We start from the raw sequence: 17,899 nt of genomic DNA, 5'->3' as shown, positions 1-17,899 counted from the left end.
GGGCCCGGCGTCGGAGCGGCCGGGCCGTGACCGGTCCCGGACCGGGGGCCCGGGACGCCGGTAGGGTCGGCGGTGCGCCGGTGGTTCCGGGCGGGTGCGTACGCCCGGCCGGCAGGCCCGGGACGACGATCCCGACCGTAGTCGGGGCGTCCCCCGGCCTGCCACCCCTACCGGCCGGCGAGGTCGGACGGGCGGAAGGTGGCGTCGGTGGCCGGGGAGACGACGGAACGGGTGCCGGTGCCCGCGAGCGTCCGGGCCGTGGTGCTCGACCTCGACGGGGTGCTGGTCGACAGCCTCGCCGTGGCCAGGGAGGCGTTCGCCCTCGCGTACGGCGAGGTGGTCGGCGACGGCGTCGCCCCGGTCGAGGAGTACTGCCGCCACCCGGGCCGGTACCTGCCGGAGGTGCTGGAGCTGATGGGCCTGCCGGCGGCGCTGGCCGAGCCGTTCGTCCGGGAGAGCAACCGCCTCGCGCACCGGGTCACCCCCGTCGACGGGGTGCCGGAGCTGCTCGGCACGCTGCGGCGGCGGGGGATCGGCCTGGCCGTGGCGACCGGCCGCAGCGGCGTACGGGCCCGGGACCTGCTCGGCCGACTCGACCTGTTGCCGCTCGTCGACCACGTGGTGGGCTCGGACGAGGTGCCCCGGCCCAAGCCCGCACCGGACATCGTGCGGCAGGCGCTGCGGCTGCTCGGGGCCCGGCCGGCGGAGGCGCTCATGGTCGGTGACGCACCGAGCGACCTGCTCAGCGCGCGGGCGGCCGGGGTGGTCGCGGTGGCCGCGCTGTGGGGCGAGTCCGACGAGGAGGCCCTGCGCGCCGCCGGCCCCGACGTCGTGCTGACCCGGCTGGACGAGCTGCTGCCCCTCTGCCCGGCGCCCGGCCCACCCCACCGCGTCGACGGACACGCGCGGTAACCGGCCAACACCCCTGTCGCCGCGCCCGGCTGCCGGTCGACACCCCTGTCTCCGGGTCGTATCCCGTTCGAAACCCCCGATTCGTCAACTGATCGATTGATTCGTACCTCCGTTGGACGGATGATGTCGGGCGTCGGCCGGCCTCGCGGGCGGGCCGGCGCTGGCACGTCACCGCAGCCGACGCCACGACCAGCCGGGGGTCCCGCCCGCTCCGACGGCCGCCCGCACGTGAAGGAGGACCACGCCCATGCCGGTCATCGAAGTCGATCATCTGCAGAAACGGTACGGGGAGAAGGTCGCCGTCGCGGACGTCTCCTTCACCGTCGAGCAGGGCGAGATCTTCGGCGTGCTGGGCCCCAACGGGGCGGGCAAGACCACCACCGTCGAGTGCGTGCAGGGGCTGCGTCGGCCCGACGGCGGCACCATCCGGGTGCTCGGGCTCGACCCGATCCGCGACCGCGCCGAGGTGTGCCAGCGCGTCGGCGCCCAGCTCCAGGAGAGCCAACTGCCCGACAAGGTGCGGGTGTGGGAGGCGCTGGACCTGTACCGGTCCTTCTACCGGAACCAGGCCGACATCGACGAGCTGCTGACCGGCCTCGGCCTGGCCGAGCAGCGCAACACCTACTTCCAGAAGCTCTCCGGCGGGCAGAAGCAGCGGCTGTCGGTGGCGTTGTCCCTGGTCGGGCGGCCCGAGGTCGCCATCCTCGACGAGCTGACCACGGGGCTCGACCCGCAGGGCCGCCGGGACACCTGGGACCTGGTCGAGCGGATCCGCGACCGGGGCGTCACCGTCGTGCTGGTCACCCACTTCATGGAGGAGGCGGAACGCCTCTGCGACCGGCTCGCGATCATCGACCAGGGGCGGGTGGTGGCGATCGACAGCCCGTCCGGTCTGCTCAACCGGGTGGGTACCGAGCACCGGGTGCACTTCCGGCCCGACGAGCCGGTCGAGGACGCGCTGCTGCTCGGGTTGCCCGACGTGACCGGGGTGTCCCGCGACGGCGCGGAGGTGACGGTGACCGGCACGGCGGACGTGCTCCAGTCGGTCATGTCCGCGCTCAACGGGGCCGGCATCCGCTACACCGCGCTCCGGGTCGAGCAGCCCAGCCTCGACGACGCGTTCGTGTCCCTCACCGGCCGTGCCGGCCGGACCGCCACGCACCCGACCGACGGGAGGTCATCGTGAGCGCCCTGACCAAGCTGATCGCCGTCGAGACGAAGCTGTTCCTCCGGGAGCCGGTGTCGCTGTTCTTCGTCTTCGCCCTGCCGATCGGCCTGATGCTCGTCTTCGGGTTGCCGCAACGCGGCGGCCCGGCCGCCGGCACCGGGCAGCACGCCGAGCAGACCTTCCTGCCGTCCCTGTCGCTGTCACTGACGATCGGCATGCTCGCGCTCTTCACCCTGCCGATGGCGCTCGGCATCTACCGCGAACGCCGGGTCCTGCGCCGCCTGGCGACCACCCCGGTGCAGCCCGCCCTCCTGCTGGTGGCCCAGGTCGTGGTCAACCTGGTGGCGGGCGTCCTCGGTGCGGTGATCACCTCGATCGCCGTACGGTTCCTGCTGGACCAGCCGGCGCCGGCCAATCTCCCCGGTTTCGTGCTGGCGTTCCTGCTCGGGGTGGCCTGCCTCTTCGCCGTCGGGCTGCTGATCGCGGCGCTGGCGCCGTCCGCCCGGGCGGCGCAGTCGATCGGCCCCGCGCTGTTCTTCCCGCTGCTCTTCCTGGCCGGCGCCTGGCTGCCCCGGGACCGGATGCCGGCCGCCCTGGCCCTCATCGCCGACTACTCGCCGCTGGGCGCCACGGTGGACACCATCGGCGCGGCGTGGGCGGGTGCCAGCCCGCAGTGGGGGCAGCTGCTCGCCCTGGCCGTGACGGCCGTGCTCGGCTCCGTGTTGGCGACCCGCTTCTTCCGCTGGGAGTGAGCCGACCGGTGGTCGGCGCCCGGGCGTGCGGAAGCATCGTCGCTGCCCAGGGCGGGTCCTAGGGGTCCGCTAAGGGTGTTCGGGCGGATGTGACCTGGATTACGTTCGCTGCGGAACGGGCGGCCGGCCACCGGAACAACGACGTTCGACCCGGAGCGTCCGTTCACCCCGGCAACGGGTGTCGTCAGACCTGTGTGGACGCGTCCGCCGGCCAGCGGCGGGCCCGTCCGAGGTGTGCGGAATGCGACGGAGGTCGTGCCATGAAGGACTTTTCGCAAGCTGATCCGGTCGCCCGGGACGTCGCCGGCGTCATCGATGCCGTCCTGGAGGGCGGCCCGGCCGATCTGCCGGCCGACCTGCGCAGTCACCGGGTGGCGCGGGCTGAGGAGAAGATCAAGGTCCGGCACTACGGAGGGTACGAGCACTTCGAGCGGGGCAACGCCCCGGATACGGCCGACGTGCCCGTGGTGTTCCGCTGGACCGGTCGGACCCGGATCGCCGAGTAGCGGAAGGGGGCACGAGTCTGATGAGGCCAGCGAACGACGCGCCGGGGCCCCTCCTCTCGGTCAGCGACACGGCCGAGGCCGTCGCCTTCTACACGGATGTCCTCGACGCCGTCCAGCTCCAGCGGGAGTGCCTGCTCGACGGCCGCGTCCTGCAGGCGGAACTGGCCGTCGACGGGCACCGGCTGACCGTCAGCGAGTGGAACGAGGCGGGGTCGCCGGCCGAGGGCCGGGACGGCGTGCTGACCATCGAGCGGACCGACCCCGACGCGGTGCTGCGGCGGGCGCTGGCCGCCGGTGCCCGCGTCGAACCGCCGGCGGGTCCGGCGCACCAGCCGACCCTGCGCGATCCCGCCGGCCTCTGCTGGACCGTCGTCGGTCCGCGACGGCCGGCATAGGCGAACAACGCCCGTCGGGCGACGTGACAGAGGCCCGCGCTCGTCCGAGCGCGGGCCTCTGCGGTGGTACGGCTGCCGCGGGATGTCGCCGTGCGCGTCCCGGGCAGCCGGGGTCGGGAGCCAGCGCTCATCGGGGGCGGGCGTTGCGCTTGCGTACGGCGAAGAAGAGCGCCGCGGCCCGGCGGACGTCGCCCGGCCGTCGTGGATCCGTGGCGACGTCGTGCAGCAGGTCCCGGTCGGCCCGGTCCGCGGCCAGCGTCATGAGCAGCGAGAAGCACTCCCGCGCGGCGTCCCGGCCGGCGGGGCGGTCCGCGCCGCCGGCCCAGTGCGTCAGCAGCGCCGCGAGCACGTCCGCCCGGAACGGGAGTGCGCCGGCGCCGCCCGTCCCGGCGCGGCCGGCGAGCAGGTGACCGGCGGCGATCGCGCCGTCCGGCTCCGCCAGGCGGTCCCGCAGGAAGGCCGGCGCGACGGCGGCCCGGCTGATCGCCTGCAACGCGACGAACCGCGTCGAGCGGGTGTTCATCAGCGTCACCCACTCGTCGGGCCGCCAGTCCCGGGCGAGCGGCCCCGCCGCCAGGTAGTCCACCAGGCTGGGCCAGACCGAGGCCAGGGTGTGCCGGTCGGCCCGGAAGAGGTTCGTGGCGAGCAGGATCTGCCGTACGTGGGTGGGCCAGTCGGGCAGCGCCCGGGCCGGGGGAGCCGGCGCGTGCGCCGCCGACCAGTCCACGACCGCCGCCACCGGATCGCCCCCGGTGACCGCGGCGGTCGCCGCCACCTCGACGAGTTCGGTGTGCCGCGCCACCAGCCAGGCCGCGATCGACTCGCCCTCGGGCGGGCAGCGCAGCAGCGCCTCGCAGGCGGCGTCCAGGCTGTCCCGGCCGCCGCGCAGCAGGGCGCGGACGAACTCGTCGAGCAGGGCCGCCGGGCCGGGCTGCGGGGCCGCTTCCGCCTGCCCGCCCTCCCACACCAGCACGGCGATGGTGGCGGTCAGCGGGTTGTGCACCGGGCCGGTGATGCGCTGGGCGTGGGCCCAGTCCAGGAACCGGCGCGCCGTGGCGTCGTCCGGGAACCACCGGGCGGCCAGCAGCGCGACGTCGGCGTCGGTGAAGTGCGCCAGGTGGTACGCCGCGTAGCCGTCGCTCAGCACGGCCAGCTCGTCCTCGGCCAGGTGCCGCGTGGTCACCAGGAGGCGCCACGGCTTCGGCGCGGCGGCCGGGCCGGGGGAGCGGGCCAGGGTGGCGAGGCGGTTGAGCACGACGGCCCGCTCGTCCGGGTCGGCGACGGCGTCGACCCCGTCGACGCAGACCAGCCACCGCCGCCCGGGAGCGGGCGGCTGCTCCACGTCGAGCGGGGCGCCGTCCCGCGGGTACGCCTCGGCGAGCGCGACGGGCAGCGGCTGGTGCACCAGGGCGGTGGCCGGCAGGCTCACCAGCACGGGACCGGGCGGGGACCGTCGCCGCCGGCCGCGTCCGGCGAGCCAGCGCTGCGCCGACCGGGCGCTCTCGTAGCGGACGAGCGCCGTCTTGCCGCTGCCCGGCTCGCCGATCAGCAGCACGTTGCCGGCACCGGTGAGCAGGTCCGCCACGTCGACGCCGTCGCCGGCCGGGGCGAGCCGGGGCACCACCCGGCGCGGCACGTACACCTCGGACAGCGGCTTCACGTACCCGCCGAACCGGTGCGGGTGCACGATGCCGGCGTCCGCCTCCCGCTTCCAGACCGGGCTCAGCGCGGACCACCAGCCGCGCCGGTCCCGGTCCCGGGTGTAGCGGCGGACGGCGAGGACCGCGCCGGCGAGCGCCAGCGTGCCGCTGACGACGCCGGCGACCTGGTTGGGGATCTCCAGGTCCATCGGCGTCAGGGCCGGCCGGCGCCGGGCCGGTCCGCCGCCAGGTGGTGGGCCCCGCACCCCTCGCAGTAGGCGCCGGTCTGCGCCTCGCCGCAGTGCCGCCACGGCGCGGGCGGGCCTGCTGGCGCGGCCCGCTGCGCCGGCGGCTCCTGCGGCCCCCACCGGGAGGTGTGGTGGGACACGACCAGGGAGGACTGGGTCAGCCGGGCGTCCACGTCGGGCTTGAGGCGGACCCGGCCGCCGGCGGCGTCCAGGACGTCCACCACCCGGGCGAGCAGGACCACGTCGTCGTCGCGGCCCGCGGCGTGGGCGAGAGCCACCGCGCGGCCCAGGTGCTCCTCGGCCTCGGCGGCCCGGCCCGCCCGGGCGGCCGTCAGCCCGCGCTGGACCGCCGCCGCGTAGTCCTGCTGCCGGGTGTAGTGGGCGACGCTCTCGTTGATCTCCGAGTACCGCAGGGCGTCCTCGGTCCACTCCACGGTGATCGGCGCCTCGACCGGCTCGCCGTCCGCGTCGGCGTGGACGCTCACCCAGCCGACCCGCCGTCGCGCCCCCGGCGCCATCGCGTCGACCTCCAGGGCGACGTGGTAGTCCCGCTGGTCGTGCGGGCTCCACGCGCCGACCGGGTAGTCGGTGGTCAGCTCACCGGCCGGCTCGCCGCGCCCCGTGAGGTCGGCGATCGCCGGGTGTACCTGCTTGACGAAGCGGACCCGGGCCAGCCCGGTGGTGCGCACCCGGAGCCGCACGCCGGCGACCCGGCGGGACATCGCGCGCGTCAGCACCGCCCGGAACTCGTCGGCGAGCCCGGCGAGGTCCTCCACCGGCACGACGGGGTTGGCCCCCAACGCCTCCGCGATGCCCAGCAGCTCCGCCGCGTCCCAGTCGTGCACGCCGTCGGCGGAGCCGATGGCACGGCAGTCGACGGTGAAGCACCCCACGCAGTCGTCCACCGCCGCCCGCAGGTCGGCCGGGCGCTGGGACTCGTTGCGGCCGTCGGTGAGCAGGATGACGTGCCCGATCGCGTCGGGCCGCGTGGCGAGCAGCTGGCGGGCCAGCAGCAGCCACGTGCCGATGGCGGTGCCGCCGTGCGGTGCCACGTGCCGCAGCGCGTTGCGGGCGGCGGCGCGGGTGCTCTCGTCGGCGACCGCCAGCCGCCGGTCGCCCGGGTAGACCATCGTGGCGTTGGCGGTGCCGGCCACCACCGCGAACGCGACCCCGTCCGGCAGGGCGTCGATGGCGGCGGCGGTCGCCTGCCGGGCGGCCCGCATCTTGGCCTGCGGCGCCGCCATCGAGCCGGAGGAGTCGAGCAGGATCACCTCGGCCAGGCCGTCGTGGCGGACGTCCCCGTCCTCCGGCTCCACGCCCCCGACGGTGGCGACGACGTCGACGACCGCCCCGTCGGCGGGCACGTACTCGGTGTGGTGCACGCTCAGGCGCAGCGGCAGACCGTTGGCGGGGGGCACGGGTGACCTCTTTCCGTCGGGGCCGGCGGCCGGGCTCACCACCACGTCACCGGCCGGTACGCGTTGGCAAGGTCGACGAGCGCGATGCGCTCGCGCCGGTCGGCGGTGCGTCGGGCGCGGGACCGGCACCGGCGCTCGAACGCGCCGCGCAGGGCGTCCTCCTCCAGCGGGTGGCCGAACAGTCGCCGCCCGGCGTGGCGCCCGGCGGCCAGGTCGCAGTCCAGCGCGATCCGCAGGATGTGCGCCTCGACCTGCTCGCGTTCGTCGAACGGGGGCAGCTTGTCGACCATTCCTGCGGCGTCGAGCGCGGCGTCGAGCCGGTGCCCGTCGTCCGGCGCGTCGAGCAGGATCCGCACCGCGCAGGTCACCGCCACCGTCGAGGCCCGGGACGACTCCGGCACCTTCAGCAGGGCGTCGGCGGCGCTGCGCGCGTCGGCCGTCGTCAGCAGGCAGCGGGCCAGCCCGAAGGCCGCGCCCACCACGCCCGGGTCGGTGTCCCACACCCCCCGGTAGTGGTCGGCGGCCGTGCGCGGGTCGCCGTCGAGCTCGCAGGCCACCGCGTACGCCAGCCGGGTGGAGACCTCGCCCGGCAGCCACCCGTAGACCTGAGCGAACCGACGGCGGGCGGTGCCGAAGTCGCGGCCCACCAGGGCCACCAGGCCGCGGTGCCACCACAGCGACCAGTCCCGCAGTTCCTCGGGGAACTCGGCGAGCAGCGGCCCCGCCTCGTCCGCCCGGCCGGCGGCGAGGTGTGCCCGGACGGCGCGGTAGGTGACCTGCGCCGTCCGCTCCGGGGCGGTCTTCAGCAGCTCGATGAGCTCCGCCGGGTCGGCCGGGCCGAGCGAGGCGAGGAAACCGGCGGCCGGGTCGGCGCCGTCGACCAGGGGCGCGGGCAGACCGAGCGTGATCTCCACGACGTCGAGCGCGTCCCCGTCGGTGTGCAGGCCGAATGCGCACGCGGAGGGACTGAACAGGGTGGACCGGGTCGGCCGGGGCACGCCGTCGCCCGCCGACGCGACCTGCCGCCGGACCCCCCGGACCTGCTCGCGCATCTCGGCGGCGGAGGCGAACCGGTCGTCCGGCTCGGCGGCGGTGGCGCGGGCCAGCAACCGCAGGAACGGGTCGAGCCGCGCCGGCACGGGCAACCGCAGCAGGTCCTGTCCGGGCGGGATCCGGGTCACGTCGACGGACCGGGGCACCAGGGTCAGCGCCGCGAGGGTCCGGCCGACGGTGTAGAGGTCCGACCGCACGCTCGGGCCGGCCGGCCCCAGACGTTCCACCTCCGGGGCGGTGAAGCCCGCGGTGCCCCAGGCCGGGCTCACCGCGTTGTCGATCCGGCGGGCGGCGCCGAAGTCGACGAGCTTGATCGGGTCGTTGGCGCCCTGCCCGCCGACCCGCATCACGTTCTCGGGCTTCAGGTCGCAGTACAGCCAGCCCTGGTCGTGCAGGTACTCGAAGGCGTCGAGGATCTGCACGCCGTACCCGAGCGCCTGCGCCACGTCGACGGCGCAGGAACCGCCGTCCGGCCCGGCCGTGCTGCGCGCCTCCTCGAGGGTGCCCCCGTTGACGTACTCCATCACCAGGTAGCCGGCGTCCCGGTCGGACTCGGGACGCAGCGCGTGGGTGATCGTGACGATGTGCGGGTGGTTCAGCGCGATCAGCGCCTGCCGTTCGGCGACGAACGCCGCGACGGCCTCCCGGTCCTCCGGGTTGCGCTGCCCCTTCAGCACCCGCCACGCGCCGTCCATGTCCTCGTCCCGGGCGAGGAACACCCAGCCGACCCCGCCGTTGCCCAGGCAGCCCTCGATCCGGTAGTGCCCGGCCCGCAGGTCGCCGTTGGCCAGCGGCGGGGTGAAGGAGTACCGGGTGCCGCAGTCCGGGCAGTATCCGGCGACCCGGGGCAGCCGGCGCCGGCAGGTCGTCTTCGCGCAGTAGCGGGAGTGCTCGGGGACGACCGGCTGCGACACCAGCGCCGACAGTGGGTCGTGGGGCCGGGCGGTGGGCAGCACCGCCGGCTGCTCCCACGGCCGGGACGCCGTCCGCGCCGGGCGCCGGTCGAGGTCGGGGCCGGGGCTCGGCCCCGTGCCGGGGGCGGCGGCGGCCCCGGCGCACTCGTGCCCCCACAGCCGGCAGAACCCGTCGGAGTCCACGCTGCCGGGGCAGTTGCGCTCCGCGCAGCCGCGGCTGACCGCCGTCATCGCATACCCCCGTTCACGGCCTGCTGGTAGGCCCGGACCGCCCGGCTGGCGCCGGTTACGTCGAAAACGTCGGGGCGCAGCGCGGCCCGGGCGTCCCGGTAGCTCTCCTCGACGTCGGGATGCTCGGCCCGGCCCACGTCGGCGGCCTTCTGCCGGTACGCCTCCAGCCGCCCCGTGAGCTCCAGGTGGCACCGGCGGCGCAGCCGGCGCCGCGCGGCGTCGGTCAGCTCGACCGCCCGGTCGACGGCTTCGGACAGCGTCCCGTCGTCCCCGTCCGGCCCGGCGTCGCCGCGCAGCCACCGCCCCCGGCCCGCCGCCTCGGCGACGGCGACCTGCTCCAGCAGCCCGTCGACCGCGAGCCCGGCCACGGGGTCGGCCCCGTCGCCCAGGCCCTCGGCGGCGGCGTCCGCGGCGAGCCGCCGGAGCCGGTCCACGGAGGAACGCAGCCGCTGTGCCCGGACCGCCAGCCGATCGCGGCCGTGCGCGTCCACGATCTGGCGGATCCGGGCCACGTGCTCGCGGGCCGCCACCACGACCTGCTCGACGGTCATCTCCTCCAGGCGGACCGGCTCGCCGGTCGCCGCGGTGAACCGGACCCGGCAGGGGCCGGCCAGCAGCCGGGCCAGCGCGTCCGCACCGGCGGGTGTGGACCGGTCTACGCCGTCGAGGTCGTCGACCAGGCGGTCCAGGGCCAGCGACAGGCAGCCGAGCCGGTGCAGCAGGTCCCGGGCCTCACGCGCGGACGCCGCGGCGGGGCCGGTCGGCTGCCGGAAGGCGTCGGTGACGAGCTGCTGCACCTCGAGCAGGCTCTCGCACACCCAGGCGTGCGCCGCCAGGGTGGCGTCGAGGCGTTCCCGGTGGGACATCAGGCGCCGCCCGTCAGTCGGTCGGCCGCGGCGTGACCGGCGGCGGGTCGGGGGGCGGCCACACCGTGGTCGGCGGCTCGGGCGACGGCATGCCCCTGTCCCGGTGCCCGGCGAGCCACCGGTCGTGGGCCTGCCGCCACACCGTCGCGGTGCGCGGCGACGCCAGCACGTGGTTCACGTACGCGGCCAGCTCCCGGCCGTGGTCGAGGTGGAACGCGAAGGCGTGCGGCTCGTCGGTGAACCAGGTGCAGTCGGAGTCCCGGTGGTACGCGCAGAACTGCCGGTCGCGGCGCGGCGGCTCGGTCACCAGCATCGTGTCCGGGGCCATCTGGGCGAAGCCCAGCAGGATGTTCTCGTCGGTGCTGACGCCCTCGACCTGGCCCTGGCGCAGCATGACGAGGCAGTCGACCGAGTGGACGGCCTGCACCGGCACGAGCCGCTCGCCCGTCAGGGTGCGGTAGCTGGAGATCATCGCGAGCGAGGTCGTGTTCGCGCCGGCGCAGACCCGCTTGCCCCCGAGCTGCTCCATGCCGGCGTACTCCGGCACCCCCTCGGCGCGTTCGCGGACCAGCACGCTCTGGCCGGAGTCGAGGTAGTCGTTGGAGAAGACGACCCGCCGGGCCCGTTGGCACGTCGCCGTCAGGGAGGTGGCCACGACGTCGATGTCGCCGTTCTCCACCATGGTGAAGGCGCCCTGGCCGGGCGGCACCACCTTGAAGGTGAGCCGCTCGCGCGGGTCCTCCGTCGGCCAGACGGCCCGGGCGACCGCCAGCATCAGCTCGATGTTGAAGCCCTCGAACCGCTGGGTGCGGGCGTCCCAGTGGCTCATCGTGGCGTCGGACGGGTCGACGCCCACCACCAGCTCGCCCCGGTCGAGGATCCGGGACGGCGGGGTCGGGTTCGCGGGAAGGCTGCGGCGCACCGGGCAGATCGCGTCCGCCCCGTCGGTCGTCGGGACCGTCGCCACCCCCTGCGGCCGCGCCGGGGGCGCGGGGGGCGGCGCCGCGGGCGCGGTGCACCCGGCGAGGGCGGTCAGGAGCGCGGCGACCAGCGCCCCGCTGCCACCGCGTCGCGTCGTCGTCGGAGCCCTCCGGGTCGCGGTCACTGGTACTCCAGGTAGCGCTGGCGCAGCCCGGCGACCACTCCGGCGGCGGCGAGCAGCGTGACCCAGGCGGCCGTGCCGCCGAGATGGCGTGGCGCCTTGGGCAGGTCGGTCACCATCCGGGAGACCTCCTCGTTGCGGGCGGTCAGGTCGGCGAGGAGGTGGCCCTCCGCGGTGACGAACGCCCGGCCCGCCGAACCCTCGCTGAGCACGGTGTCGACCGCGTTGCGGAACGCGTTGGGCGTCCGGCTCTGCCGGGCCGGCCAGACCGCCTCCGTCAGGGCGGTGCAGTCGATCCGGTCCCTCGGGGTTTCCTGCCCGGCGGGATCGGCGCAGAGGTCCCGCCGGTCGAAGTCGGCCTTGTGCCCCGCCGGGTCGACGCTCGCCCCGAGCCCGAGGTAGACGTCGGCGCGGCCGGCCAGCAGGGTGCCGAGCCGCTGCTGCGTGGCGCTCTGCGCGTCGATCGCCCGTTCCAGCTCGGGGAACCTCCGGTCGGCGTCCGGCCAGTGCCACCACGACGAGACCAGCATGGCCAGCACGGCCGTGGTGCCCAGCGAGGCCAGCAGCAGGCCGGCGTTCAGCCGGCGCCGGGTCCGCCGGCGCAGCCACACCTGCACCACCACCAGGGCGGCGAGGGTGCCCAGCGGCACCAGCACGGACGCGGCGAGCCACGGCCGCGCGTCGGCGCGGGCCTCGAGCAGCCGCCGGGTGTCGTAGTTCCACAGGCCCTGCGCCGCGGCGAGCAGCTCGGTGGACATGTAGTGCGACGCCTCGCGGGCGTAGGCCGAGGCGAGCACGGCGCGGGCCGCCGCGTCGTCCGCCCCGGTCTCCGCCGTCGTCTCCGCCGGCGTGCAGGGGCGGCGCTGCTCCCCGCCGGGAAGCGCGGGGAGGGGGCCGGCCACCCGCAGCGCGGCGCACACCACGTCCCGGTAGACCTTCAGCCGTGCGGCGATCGTCGCCAGCCTGGTCAGCCGGTCGGGGTCGTCGACGGCGTTGCCCATCGAGTCGGTCAGCGTGCGCTCCACCTCGTGCACCGCCGTGTCGTACGCGCCGACGAGCGAGGCGCGCCGGTCCTCGGTGGGCGGGAGCAGGAAGACGGCGCTGGCGGCGACGTCGGCGTCGGCGAGGCCCTGGTAGATCTCGCGGGCGGTCGTGCTGGTGCGCACGGCGGTCTCGGCGGACCGCTCGCCCAGCGTGGTGGCGGACGCCCGGGACTGCACGGCGACGGCGGCGGTCGCGGCGAGCGCGGCGACCAGCACGGCGCCGCCGACCACGATCAGTGCCGGGGTCGTCCGCAGGGCGTCGCGGAGCCGGCCCGCGCGACGTCTCCGTCGGGTGGCCGGGGCCGACCGGTCGGCACCGTGTCCGTCCCCCGTGTGCGGCGCCATGCACGTCCTCTCGCTCGCCGGGCCCCGCCCGACGGCCCTCCTGGTGCGGGCGTCGCGGTGTCGGAAGCAGCCCCGTTCCGCCCCGCCGCGCGGCGACCACCGGCCTTGCCGCCAACGTGGTGATCGTGGGCGAGGAGGGATCAGGGTGCCAGACGAAGTCGGCCGGCGATACGGTTATGTCCGGTATCTGACCTGATCGTTCCCATGGGGTTGAACGGCGCTCGGCGCGCGTCCCGTCGCCGATCCCGAGCGGGGGCGGAGCCGCGTCCACGAGGGCCGACGGTCCGATCAGGACGCTGTGTCGCCGGCCCCGTCGCGTGGCGGGAAGGCCAGGGCGAGGGTGAGGTCGAGGACGGTCCCCGGATCGGCCAGCCGGTCGCCGTACAGCTCACGGAGCTTGCCCATCCGGTAGCGCACGGTCTGCGGGTGTACGAAGAGGTCGGCGGCGACGTCGTCGCGCCGGCCGTGGTGCAGCAGCCAGGAGCGCAGCGTCTCGGCGAGGCGGTCGGCGGTGGCGGTCGGCAGCGACGCCAGCGGCGCCAGGACCCGGGCGCGCAGGTCGGCGAGCCCCTCCGAATCCGTGCTCAGTACCAGCTCGGCGAGGTGCTCCTCGGTGTCCAGCGCCGCGCCGTCGTCGGCGGGGCGCAGGCCGAGCGACAGGGCCCGGGTCGCGCGCTGGTAGGAGGAGGCCACCCGGGTCCACGGGCGGGCGGGGCCGAGCACCGCGCGCCGCCCGCGCAGCACCCGGGCGAGCTGGCGCCGCCGGTCGCCGTGTGTGTCGGGCACCAGCAGCACCGCGAGGTCCTCGCCCGCCGCGGCCGCCGGCGGTTCCTCGCCGCTCTCCAGGGTGTGCGGGTGCAGCAGCGCGAGCGCCGCCCGGAGGTTGGCCCGCGGCAGCAGCACGACGGTGAGGGTCTGCGGCGGCGGCCAGTCGGCCTGGTCGGCGCTGCGCAGCAGCACCTCCTCGGGCTCGCCGGCGAGCAGCCGCTGGGTGAGCCGTTCCAGGTTGCGGCGCCGGGCCCGGCCCACGCTGGCCAGCTCGTCGGCGTGCCCGGCCACGCTGGCGGCGGAAAGCTCGTCGATGTACGCGAACATCAGCTCGGCGAACTCGGCGACGGTGGCCGCGGACGACCCGCCCTGCACCGTGGTGGTCGACATCTCCCGCCACGAGACGCGGGCGCCCACCCGGTACGCGGCCAGCAGCGCGTCCATGCTCCGGCCGGAGCGCGCCTCGCCGCTGCCGAGGGCGTACGCGGCCTCCAGGGCGCCGGCCAGGGGCGTGCTCGGGTCGGCGCCCTGGGACCGCTCGATGAGCTGGAGGAACGTGCCGAGCGCGAGCTGCACCGCGGTCTCGATCTTCTCGCGCATCTGACCGGTGAGGGTGCCGGAGTAGCTCGGGACCTCGGCGGTGATCGCGGTGATCGTCCGCTCGGCGAGCAGCGGCAGCCGGTCGCGCAGCGCGCCCGCGACCCGCGCGTCCAGTTCGAGACCGGCCGCGCGCCGGGTGGCCTCGGAGCGTTCCGACACGTTTGTTCCCTTCGCACAAAAAGGCTGGATCGGTTCACCTTCGCAGGCCAAGATTTTATGCCAGGCTGCCGCGACCATCGAATCATGACGACCACGGTCCCGCGCCCACCCGCGAAGGCGTCCCTGCGGGGCCGCATCCTGCGGCTGGCCGCGTCGGTCACCACCCCGCTGCTGCCCGACGACTACCTCGACCTGGTGGCCCCGCTGCGCTCCGGGGCGGACCTGCGCGGCCGGATCGTCGCCGTGCGCCCCGAGACCGCCGACGCGGCGACACTGGTGATCCGGCCGGGCCGCGACTGGCGGGGGCACATCCCCGGCCAGTACGTCCGCCTCGGCGTCGACGTCGACGGCGTGCGCCTGTGGCGGGCGTACTCGGTCACCTCGGCCCCGACCGCCCGCGGGCCCCTCTCGATCACCGTCAAGGCGATCCCGGACGGCGTGGTCAGCAACCACCTCGTCCGACGGGCGCGGCCCGGGACGCTGGTCCAGCTCGACCAGGCCCAGGGCGACTTCGTGCTGCCCGGCCGGCCGCCCGCCCGGGTGCTCTTCGTGACCGCCGGCAGCGGGGTCACCCCGGTGATGGGGATGCTGCGCTCGGGCGTGCTGGCCGGTGCCGACGTCGTCGTGGTGCACTCCGCGCCGACCCCGGCCGACATGATCTTCGGCGCCGACCTGCGGGACCTCGCCGCGCAGGGCGCGATCCGGCTGGTGGAGCGGCACACCGACGCCGACGGGCTGCTCACCGTGGCCGACCTCGCCGGCCTCGTGCCCGACCACCTCGACCGGGAGACCTGGGCCTGCGGCCCCGTCGGCCTGCTCGACGCGCTGGCGGAGCACTGGACGGCCCGGGGATGCGGCGAGCGGCTGCACACCGAGCGGTTCCGGCCCACCGTCATCTCGCCCGGGGAGGGCGGCACCGTCACCTTCGCCCGCTCCGGGGTGACCGTGGCGGCCGACGGCGCCACCCCACTGCTCGACGCCGGCGAGAACGCCGGGGTGCTGATGCCCTCGGGCTGCCGGATGGGCATCTGCTTCGGCTGCGTCCTGCCGCTGCGCCAGGGCGCGGTCCGCGACCTGCGCAACGGGGACCTGACCACGGCGGTGCCCGGCGACGGCGTCCTCATCCAGACCTGCGTGTCGGCCGCGGCCGGCCCCTGCGACATCGACCACTGACCGGAGTACCCGACGTGACCGTGATCCAGAACAAGCCCGTCAACCCGATCGCCCACCTGACCGCCGAGGACATCGAGACCATCGGCAAGGAACTCGACGCGATCCGCGACCGGGTGATCGCCGACCGGGGCGAGCGGGACGCCGCGTACATCCGCCGGGTCATCTCGACGCAGCGCAAGCTGGAGCTGGGCAGCCGGGTGGTGCTGCTGTTCTCGCTCTTCCCGCCGGCCTGGATCGTGGGCACCGCCGGCCTGACCGTGGCCAAGATCCTGGAGAACATGGAGATCGGCCACAACGTCCTGCACGGCCAGTGGGACTGGATGCGGGACCCGAAGATCCACTCCACCACCTGGGAGTGGGACCACGTCTCGCCGGCCGACCAGTGGAAGCACTCGCACAACGAGCTGCACCACCGGTACACGAACGTGATCGGCAAGGACAACGACCTCGGCTACGGCATCATGCGCGTCGACGAGGACCAGCGGTGGCAGCCGATGTACCTGGGCCAGCCGCTGTGGAACTTCATCAACGCCTGCTTCTTCGAGTACGGCATCGCCGCGTACGACCTGGAGTTGGGGCGCAACCTGCGCAAGGGCCGGCACAAGGACCCGGGGTTCCGGGCCCGGGCCCGCGCGGTGGGCCGGAAGATCCGCCGGCAGGTCCTCAAGGACTACGTCCTGCACCCGCTGCTGTCCGGGCCGTCGTTCCTGCACACGCTGGCCGCCACGTTCACCGCCAACCTCCTGCGCAACCTGTGGAGCCACTCGGTGATCATGTGCGGGCACTTCCCGGAGGGCGTGGAGACCTTCTCCCGGCGCTCGATCGTGGGCGAGACGCGCGGCGAGTGGTACCTGCGGCAGATGCTGGGCTCGGCCAACATCAGCGGCAGCCGCCTGCTGCACATCATGACCGGCAACCTGTCGTACCAGATCGAGCACCACCTCTTCCCCGACCTGCCCAGCAACCGCTACCAGGAGATCGCCCCCGAGGTGCGGGCCCTGTTCGACCGGTACGGGCTGAAGTACACCACCGGCTCGCTGCCCCGGCAGGTGTTCTCCGCGTGGAAGAAGGTCTTCCGGCTGTCCCTGCCCAACCGCAAGACCCCGGACCCGGTCGACGACCGTCCCGCCCCGGCCCTCGCCTCCGTGGGTTCCTGACCCTCCCCGACGCCGCCGCCCGCCGCGAAACGCGCTGGGCGGCGGCGGCGGCGTCCGCGTACAGTCGGAGGCATGGAGATCAGGCGTTCCTTCGCCGCCGCGGCCGCGCGAGCTTCGCGCTCGTCGGTCGCCGCCGCCTGACCTCACCACCTCCCGCCGGCGACCGGAAACGGTCCGCCGGCGTTCTTCTCCGTCGTCCCGGCCCGCCGGTTCCCGGCGGTGGACCCTTTCCGGCCGCCCCACCCGGAAAGGCCGTCCGCCATGACGTACGACCCGATCAGCCGCACCTTCGTCGACTTCTTCCGCCAGCGCGGCCACGAACTCGTGCCCGACGGCTCGCTCGTCCCGCCGCCCGGCGACCCGGTGCTGTTCACCACCTCCGGCATGCACCCCCTGACCCCCTACCTGGAGGGCCGACCCCACCCGCTGGGCCGGCGCCTGGTGAGCGTGCAGCGTTGCCTGCGCACCACCGACCTGGACGAGGTCGGCGACTCCACCCACCTGACCGTGTTCCGGATGCTGGGTTCCTGGTCGCTCGGCGACTACGGCCTCCCGCAGAGCCTGCGCTGGGGCTACGAGCTGCTGCGCGACGGCTTCGGCATCGACCACGACCGGCTGCACGTGACGGTCTTCGGCGGCGACGACCAGGTCGGCCCGGACGAGTCCTCGTTGCACACCTGGGGTGAGCTGGGCCTGCCCGTGGAGCTGACCGGGGAAGAGAACTGGTGGTCCAACGGCACCACCGGGCCGTGCGGACCCGACACGGAGATCTTCGTCTGGACGGGGGACGGGCCGCCCCGGGGCACCCCCGGCACCGACGACCGGTGGATGGAGGTCTGGAACCACGTGCGGATGCGCTACCGCCGGCACCCGGATGGGAGCCTGACGCCGCTGCGGCAGCCCAACGTGGACACCGGCATGGGCCTCGAACGCCTGGAAATGGTGCTGCGGGGCCACCGCTCCGTCTTCGAGACCGAGGGGCTCGTGCCGTGGGTCCGCGGCGTCCGCGACGTGTGGGACCTGCGGAACGAGCCGCTGCGCCTGGTCGGCGACCACCTGCGGTCGAGCGTGGTGGTGGTCGGTGACGGCGTCCGGCCGTCGAACACGGGTCGCGGCTACGTGCTGCGCCGGCTGCTGCGCCGCGTACTCACCACCCTGTGGCGCGACGAGCCGTCCCGCAGCCTGTCCGACCTGCCCACCGGGCCGGTGCGGCACACCCTCGACGGGTTCCGGCAGAGCGTCACCGCCGACGAGGTGCGCGAGGTGCTCTCCGGCGAGGAGCGGCGGTTCCGGGAGCTGCTGCGGCGCGGACGCCCGGTGGTCCGGCGTCGCCGGTCCCGCGGGCCGCTGACCGACGAGGACTACCGCGACCTGCACGACACCCACGGGCTGCCGCGCGACCTCGTCGACGGCCTGCTGAGCGAGGTGGGGTGAGCCGGCCCGCCCACG

Annotated in this window: 15 protein-coding genes; 8 read left to right on the top strand and 7 right to left on the bottom strand. The window is 75.4% G+C overall.

Going from position 1 to position 17,899, the window contains the following annotated elements:
• Positions 1 to 207 precede the first annotated feature (207 nt).
• From ACGF5C_RS24030 to ACGF5C_RS24010, 5 genes are all read left to right on the top strand, one after another.
• On the top strand, positions 208 to 912 hold the full coding sequence (locus ACGF5C_RS24030) for an HAD-IA family hydrolase (RefSeq protein ID WP_393305001.1): 705 nt from the start codon (positions 208 to 210) through the stop codon (positions 910 to 912).
• Positions 913 to 1,159: 247 nt separating this feature from the next.
• Complete coding sequence (locus tag ACGF5C_RS24025) at positions 1,160 to 2,098, top strand: ATP-binding cassette domain-containing protein (protein WP_393304999.1); 939 nt, start codon at positions 1,160 to 1,162, stop codon at positions 2,096 to 2,098.
• Positions 2,095 to 2,832, top strand: a complete 738-nt coding sequence (locus tag ACGF5C_RS24020; RefSeq protein ID WP_393304997.1) for an ABC transporter permease — start codon at positions 2,095 to 2,097, stop codon at positions 2,830 to 2,832. The genes ACGF5C_RS24025 and ACGF5C_RS24020 overlap by 4 nt, the downstream gene beginning before the upstream one ends.
• A 260-nt stretch (positions 2,833 to 3,092) precedes the next feature.
• Complete coding sequence (locus ACGF5C_RS24015; protein WP_393304995.1) at positions 3,093 to 3,338, top strand: DUF5988 family protein; 246 nt, start codon at positions 3,093 to 3,095, stop codon at positions 3,336 to 3,338.
• A gap of 20 nt (positions 3,339 to 3,358) precedes the next feature.
• Positions 3,359 to 3,733: a VOC family protein gene (locus tag ACGF5C_RS24010; protein ID WP_393304993.1), complete on the top strand. Its 375-nt coding sequence runs from the start codon at positions 3,359 to 3,361 to the stop codon at positions 3,731 to 3,733.
• A gap of 127 nt (positions 3,734 to 3,860) precedes the next feature.
• Here the strand turns inward: ACGF5C_RS24010 and ACGF5C_RS24005 are convergent, their stop codons facing one another.
• The 7 genes from ACGF5C_RS24005 to ACGF5C_RS23975 form a co-directional block, all read right to left on the bottom strand.
• Positions 3,861 to 5,582 (bottom strand): hypothetical protein, encoded by a 1,722-nt coding sequence (locus ACGF5C_RS24005; protein WP_393304991.1) that lies wholly within the window; start codon positions 5,580 to 5,582, stop codon positions 3,861 to 3,863.
• A gap of 5 nt (positions 5,583 to 5,587) precedes the next feature.
• Positions 5,588 to 7,039, bottom strand: coding sequence for a VWA domain-containing protein (locus tag ACGF5C_RS24000; RefSeq protein WP_393304989.1), 1,452 nt, complete (start codon positions 7,037 to 7,039; stop codon positions 5,588 to 5,590).
• Between the two features lie 35 nt (positions 7,040 to 7,074).
• Positions 7,075 to 9,237, bottom strand: coding sequence for a tetratricopeptide repeat protein (locus ACGF5C_RS23995; protein WP_393304987.1), 2,163 nt, complete (start codon positions 9,235 to 9,237; stop codon positions 7,075 to 7,077).
• Positions 9,234 to 10,103, bottom strand: a complete 870-nt coding sequence (locus tag ACGF5C_RS23990; RefSeq protein WP_393304985.1) for a hypothetical protein — start codon at positions 10,101 to 10,103, stop codon at positions 9,234 to 9,236. The genes ACGF5C_RS23995 and ACGF5C_RS23990 overlap by 4 nt, the downstream gene beginning before the upstream one ends.
• Positions 10,104 to 10,116: 13 nt before the next feature.
• The gene (locus ACGF5C_RS23985; RefSeq protein ID WP_393304983.1) at positions 10,117 to 11,208 is read right to left on the bottom strand and encodes a transporter substrate-binding domain-containing protein; all 1,092 of its coding nucleotides are present in this window, start codon (positions 11,206 to 11,208) and stop codon (positions 10,117 to 10,119) included.
• Positions 11,205 to 12,593, bottom strand: coding sequence for a hypothetical protein (locus ACGF5C_RS23980; RefSeq protein ID WP_393304981.1), 1,389 nt, complete (start codon positions 12,591 to 12,593; stop codon positions 11,205 to 11,207). The genes ACGF5C_RS23985 and ACGF5C_RS23980 overlap by 4 nt, the downstream gene beginning before the upstream one ends.
• Positions 12,594 to 12,881: 288 nt before the next feature.
• On the bottom strand, positions 12,882 to 14,120 hold the full coding sequence (locus tag ACGF5C_RS23975) for a PucR family transcriptional regulator (RefSeq protein WP_393304979.1): 1,239 nt from the start codon (positions 14,118 to 14,120) through the stop codon (positions 12,882 to 12,884).
• An 84-nt stretch (positions 14,121 to 14,204) separates the two neighbouring features.
• On the opposite strand from ACGF5C_RS23975, the gene ACGF5C_RS23970 reads away from it, so the two are divergent.
• The 3 genes from ACGF5C_RS23970 to ACGF5C_RS23960 all read left to right on the top strand — a co-directional run bounded on the left by ACGF5C_RS23970 (position 14,205) and on the right by ACGF5C_RS23960 (position 17,884).
• A complete protein-coding gene (locus ACGF5C_RS23970) occupies positions 14,205 to 15,293 on the top strand; it encodes a ferredoxin reductase (RefSeq protein ID WP_393304977.1) in 1,089 nt (362 codons plus the stop codon).
• Between the two features lie 14 nt (positions 15,294 to 15,307).
• Positions 15,308 to 16,450: a fatty acid desaturase family protein gene (locus tag ACGF5C_RS23965; protein ID WP_393304975.1), complete on the top strand. Its 1,143-nt coding sequence runs from the start codon at positions 15,308 to 15,310 to the stop codon at positions 16,448 to 16,450.
• A gap of 261 nt (positions 16,451 to 16,711) precedes the next feature.
• Positions 16,712 to 17,884, top strand: a complete 1,173-nt coding sequence (locus ACGF5C_RS23960; protein ID WP_393304973.1) for an alanine--tRNA ligase-related protein — start codon at positions 16,712 to 16,714, stop codon at positions 17,882 to 17,884.
• Positions 17,885 to 17,899: the final 15 nt, after the last annotated feature.

Source organism: Micromonospora sp. NPDC047620 (assembly GCF_043205005.1).
In the GTDB taxonomy this organism is placed as follows: Bacteria; Actinomycetota; Actinomycetes; order Mycobacteriales; family Micromonosporaceae; genus Micromonospora.
This window is presented reverse-complemented; position numbering and strand designations above follow the sequence as displayed.